At 39.7% G+C, this 4,881-nt stretch carries 7 protein-coding genes and 1 pseudogene; all 8 read right to left on the bottom strand.

What is annotated here, in order from left to right:
• Positions 1 to 86, bottom strand: a pseudogene (locus C9I98_RS26980) (phosphotransferase); the annotation flags it as partial.
• A 136-nt stretch (positions 87 to 222) separates the two neighbouring features.
• Entirely contained in the window at positions 223 to 720 is a 498-nt protein-coding gene (locus tag C9I98_RS26255; protein WP_051902568.1) for a PH domain-containing protein, read from the bottom strand.
• A gap of 241 nt (positions 721 to 961) precedes the next feature.
• Positions 962 to 1,285: a hypothetical protein gene (locus C9I98_RS26250; RefSeq protein WP_036829153.1), complete on the bottom strand. Its 324-nt coding sequence runs from the start codon at positions 1,283 to 1,285 to the stop codon at positions 962 to 964.
• A gap of 149 nt (positions 1,286 to 1,434) precedes the next feature.
• Positions 1,435 to 1,989 carry a hypothetical protein gene (locus C9I98_RS26245; protein WP_051902570.1) on the bottom strand — a complete coding sequence of 185 codons (555 nt, stop codon included), beginning with the start codon at positions 1,987 to 1,989 and terminating at the stop codon, positions 1,435 to 1,437.
• Between the two features lie 137 nt (positions 1,990 to 2,126).
• The gene (locus C9I98_RS26235; RefSeq protein ID WP_036829155.1) at positions 2,127 to 2,564 is read right to left on the bottom strand and encodes a hypothetical protein; all 438 of its coding nucleotides are present in this window, start codon (positions 2,562 to 2,564) and stop codon (positions 2,127 to 2,129) included.
• A gap of 164 nt (positions 2,565 to 2,728) precedes the next feature.
• Positions 2,729 to 3,229, bottom strand: a complete 501-nt coding sequence (locus tag C9I98_RS26230) for a hypothetical protein (RefSeq protein WP_036829157.1) — start codon at positions 3,227 to 3,229, stop codon at positions 2,729 to 2,731.
• Between the two features lie 149 nt (positions 3,230 to 3,378).
• Entirely contained in the window at positions 3,379 to 3,999 is a 621-nt protein-coding gene (locus C9I98_RS26220) for a hypothetical protein (protein WP_107272675.1), read from the bottom strand.
• A 134-nt stretch (positions 4,000 to 4,133) separates the two neighbouring features.
• Entirely contained in the window at positions 4,134 to 4,700 is a 567-nt protein-coding gene (locus C9I98_RS26215; RefSeq protein ID WP_036829226.1) for a hypothetical protein, read from the bottom strand.
• Between the last annotated feature and the right edge of the window lie 181 nt (positions 4,701 to 4,881).

Raw genomic sequence — 4,881 nt, 5'->3', positions numbered from 1 at the left:
GTTTCAGACCACTTGCCACGAGGTCGGTAAACTCGATTTTCAGAGCGAAAAATTTGCCCTTCTCGCCCACCTTGAAGTTCTTCCATTGATATCCTTATGTATGACTTGCCATGTGCTTATAACGCCCGCTTAAGGGGTGAGTAAATGTGTGCCAAAATTGTAGCGAAGCGAAAATGGCACACGTTTACGAATCCCACTTGAAGCGTTTGTTATGCCTTTACATTATTGAACGGCTTCTTTGGAGTTTGTGATATCTAACACTAAAGATTTTGCATCTAAGATTTGTTTACGAACCGCAAAAGGGTCTTCTAAATAAAGCATTGCTACCGTTGTTGTTCCAGTACCAGAAGAGGCAATACTCCCATAGCCAAAAATCCTTCCAAATAGTGATTGTCTTACAAGCAACCCTTCACCTTGCTCTAGCGGTATCTCAAAAGTATTTCTCGATATCAACCCTGTTTTACCAATAACCCTCTGATTTGTGACTACAAACTCTGAAGAAATTGAATAAACAATATATGCGATACATTGAAACAACATAGCCAGCACCATAAATGCCATAAATATATAGCCAAAGTTGCCCATTAGACTAAATAGAAAGCAAAGTGCTACTGTTAGTATTAAATATGCTAGTAAAGGTTTCTTAGATATCGATGCAATAAAGCTTACGCTTTCGTCGGTTCTTAGTTGTTGGTTTAGGAATGTACTTATATTTGCCATGCTGACTCCGTTCATTTTAGCACTAAAGTATTAGGCTATAAGTAAGCACACTTATATGCAATCAGTAAGTTAATACTTACAAGCAATTTGAGATTCACAGCAAGCTATGTGCTAAGAGGCATAACGCCGCGTTAAGTAGTGAGCAACGCTAACCACCTAACCTAAACCATTACACCGTAAACACTTAACCCAACGTAGAATACAAAACGCCAAGCGTTGGGAATCTGCCTTAAACGCCTTGTTAGCTGTATTTTTCAATAATTAAGAAAGACTCACACATTAGTTTCGCACGAAATTTATATTCAACTTTTGCCAACAAAGGATCGAGTTCAAGAACTTTGTCAAAATGCCATAATAGCCGCTCTGTCGATATTGGCACTTCTGCTGGCAAAGCTCTTCTGAATTCTGCGTAGATAGGATGTCTTTCTACCCAGTCATCGCCTAGATCATAAAGGCAACGTAAAACACGATTAGCTGCTAAAGTGATTCCCTGCTGACCTGTAACCAAACTCCTTGCAGCAGAAACTAAACGTTTTAACCTCGCCGTTTTTTGTTCTGGAGTCATTATCAATCCTCTGCTCTCTCACAATATAGCTAACGCCGCATTAAGGTGTGAACAACGCGACCACGAAACCTGACAATACCACCATAATCACTGACCTCAACGATGGAATGAAAAATGCCAAGCGTTGAGAATCACTCTTAAATGCTTTGTTATGTTTTTGCTTGCCATACTTTTATGTCTCCATCCATACCAGACACGACTTTCTCCATTTTTTCTAAGCGCATCAAAGAATCCAAAGTAGCATGTTTGCTAGTCGTCAATATATGCCCCAACCCCCGTGGGGTAAACGCCTCTCTTGGGCGCTCTAACATATAACTAAGAACTCTTTTATCCATCTCATCTTCTAACCCTCGGACTGTTAGATCAGCAACTCTCTTTGACAATGCTTTGAGATCCCCTGAGATTTGATTTTTCTGTTTAGCTTCATTCAAAACTTTCTCAGTTTCTTGCGCCACGACATCTTTCAGATTATTTGCATGCAAAAAGTGCTCTTCATTTGCAAAATCACTCGGAGCGTAAAGTACTTGGGGTTTAAACACCAAGATAAGGAAGAATGTTACGACGATAAGGACAGGGAAAAACATAACAAAATCAATAAATTTAGCCTGCATAGTTTCAGGCAGTAACACAAGCGCCCCAGTTGCAAACGTTTCTGCAACACCGGCAAAAATAGCTACTATCGTCAATGGATTACTTACTTTCATATCAATTCTCGATTAAAACATAACGCCCTGCTAAGTGGCTAGCAACGCTACCTCTGAACTCAAACAAACCACCGTAAACACGGTACCAAACTAGAACCAAAATTGCCGAGCGTTGATAGTCCGTCTTTAGCAGTTTGTTATGTAATGGCCTGAAGTTGTCCATTTTTGCCATTTTCTACCATCCAACCCATAAATCTTATCAAGGGCTCGGTTAATATCGCATGAGACATTTCGTAGTTCATGAATGCCCGACAAAGCCAATAAGCAGCCTCCGCCTCGTTTATTTCAACTTCGCTTTCATTGAGATTATCGAAGTGCTTTAGACTATTTCTTGTTCTATTGGCATGAGCATAAAAATTACTATTCTCCGGTGCGTCTGGGTACTTATCCTTGAACCAACCTTGAAGTTTCTCTGCAACAGGTTTTTTGCTATCTCTCTCGAGAATTTTTCTTGTGATTTCCTCAGAAGCACCTGCAAGCGTTATGCAACATACATAATCTTGCTCTTCAAAAAAAAGAGCTATCGCTTTCTCTAGTTGTATTAAGGCCAACTGAGACTTACTGTAAGTTTTCATAGTAATCTTATGCTTTCCTATTAGTTACATAACGCCGCGTTAAGTGGTGAGCAACGCAAACCACCGCACTTAAAGTATTGTGCCGTAAACAATTAACCTGAAGCAAACCAAAAATGCCAAGCGTTGGGAATCCGTCTTAAACGCTTTGTTATGCATATTTATTGTTACTCAGTACTTTCTTCAACTTGCTCCAGTATATATTCCAATTCAATTTCAACTTCATGCCACAAGCGAATTGCTAAATAGAACACCATGACCACAAACTGCTCTTTGACTGAAAGAAGCGAGTACTTTTTACTTAAACCGGGCGGTCGATCAGGATTGTTGGAAATAACCTCTTGAATAAGAGCCTGATCTTCAGAAGTAAAGCTTTTATAAAAGTTATTAACTTCCGACTTTGACAACTGCATGTCTGCTCGGTGGGCAAACTTATTACGAATATTGGTAACTGAGACAAGTGGCTTGTATATTTCCTCGTCCAAGCCAAATGCAACAGCAAGTTTGAGCTTATTTGAGAAATCTATTTGCATCTTCTCAATGTAGTCAGAATTAGTAGCAACTAGCGATACAAAGCGATCTACATCTTGCTCCAAAGCCATGTGAGCTCTGATAACAGCCCCTAGTTCATCTTCATTAAGTAAAACCGACATTAACTTTTGGTGCATCAAAACTCCTATATGCATAACGCCCTGTTAAGGTGTGAGCAACGCAACACCGATGCTGCCGCATACCACCTTAAACACAAAACGCGACGCATAGCAAAAATGCCACGCGTTGCGAATCACTCTTAAACAGATTGTTAGGCTTCTTAGCTTCAGAGTGATTGCCGCAATAGTTGATCCCTCACGTCATTGATAGTTTTTGAATACTCGTCAGCCTTAGCTCGCAATACTTTTACTCGTTGTTTGGATGCCTCATTTGTTAACGAGGCAGTTCTCGCTATTTCATTTACAACTTTCGAATACTCTAACAGAGGAGTCAAATGCTCTGGTTCTAGCCAGAACATGTTTTTATTTAATATATCATTAAAAGGCTTTAGGTGTTTTTGATTGAGGACTAGGATCTGTCTCTTAAAATCCCTAGCTATTGCTTTCTCTGCATTCAAAACGGTTAACTCAGCTTGCTTAGCTGGAACGCCATCTTTGATTTGCTGCTGCATTTTTATCAGTTTAGACTTAATTTCTTTATCAACCGATTTGTAGTAGTCATCATATAAATGCAGAGAGGTGTTGAGTAGATAAGCCTGCTCCCAGACTTCAGCAAGCTTCATCACTTTTGTTTTGTTAAATTCGACATAAGCATTATTAATAGACTTATTTTCTTCTAACAAATGTGCTGCATAAAATGCAGCCGCGCTAACTATCGCTCCAATGAAGAGCTTATCTATCAAACTCTTAACTATGTCATACTTAATAGCTTTCCATAATTCTGACATTTATCCTCCTGAAGCCTAACGCCGCGTTAAGTGGTGAGCAACGCTACCACCCGACCTAAACCATTGTACCTTAAACACTGAAGCTGACTTAGACTAAAGCCGCCAAGCGTTGTGAATCCGCCTTGAACGCCTTGTTAGCATTTTCTTCGCAGCGCTGTTAATAATGGTTTTATTTGCTTCTTGCATGATTCATGTGATGATTTAAGTGATTTGGCGTAGTCTGTGAGCGTATTTTGAGCGCTGACAAGAGCATGTTCATTTACATTACTTGGCTCTGATTGATAACGAGCATATGCAAAATCGAACTTTTCAACTAGTGCATTATTCATGCGGTAACTATCTACAAGACTTTTTAGCTCACCGTAAACATTTACAATACTATGTCGAAGCTCTTTATCTGGCACATGTCCTAAAGCATTCGCATTAGCTGAATAAAACGTAAAATAGTCTTGAGTTATGGGCCAATAGACAGCCAAAGGAGTATCTTCCTTGAGCTGTTCAATTTCACTTCCCATTCGTTCGTCATATTTTAACCACAACGATTCCAGTTCGGCATGCAAACCATTTAAAACCCCTTGGACATATTCAGCCTGCTGCTTATTTCGAGCTTTTTCTTGAAACCAATTAGCAATCCAAACACCACTTAAAGTAGCACCACCGCCAATTAAAGCAGACAAAAAACTATTTATTTCAAAGCTCAACTTCCATCTCCAACTAATGTAAATGCTAACGCCGCATTAAGGTGTGAGCGACGTTTGGCTATACTTGAGCGAAGCGAAACTGCCAAGCGTTGCGAATCACTCTTAAATGCTTTGTTATAAGCACTTTTTGCCCATTAAAGCCTCTGTGATGTACCGCCCGTTACTTTGCAGATACTCGATA

The sequence above is a fragment of the Photobacterium sanctipauli genome (assembly GCF_003026495.1).
Taxonomy (GTDB): domain Bacteria; phylum Pseudomonadota; class Gammaproteobacteria; order Enterobacterales; family Vibrionaceae; genus Photobacterium; species Photobacterium sanctipauli.
The sequence above is the reverse complement of the archived record's forward strand: the minus strand, read 5'-3'. Positions and strand labels throughout refer to the sequence as shown.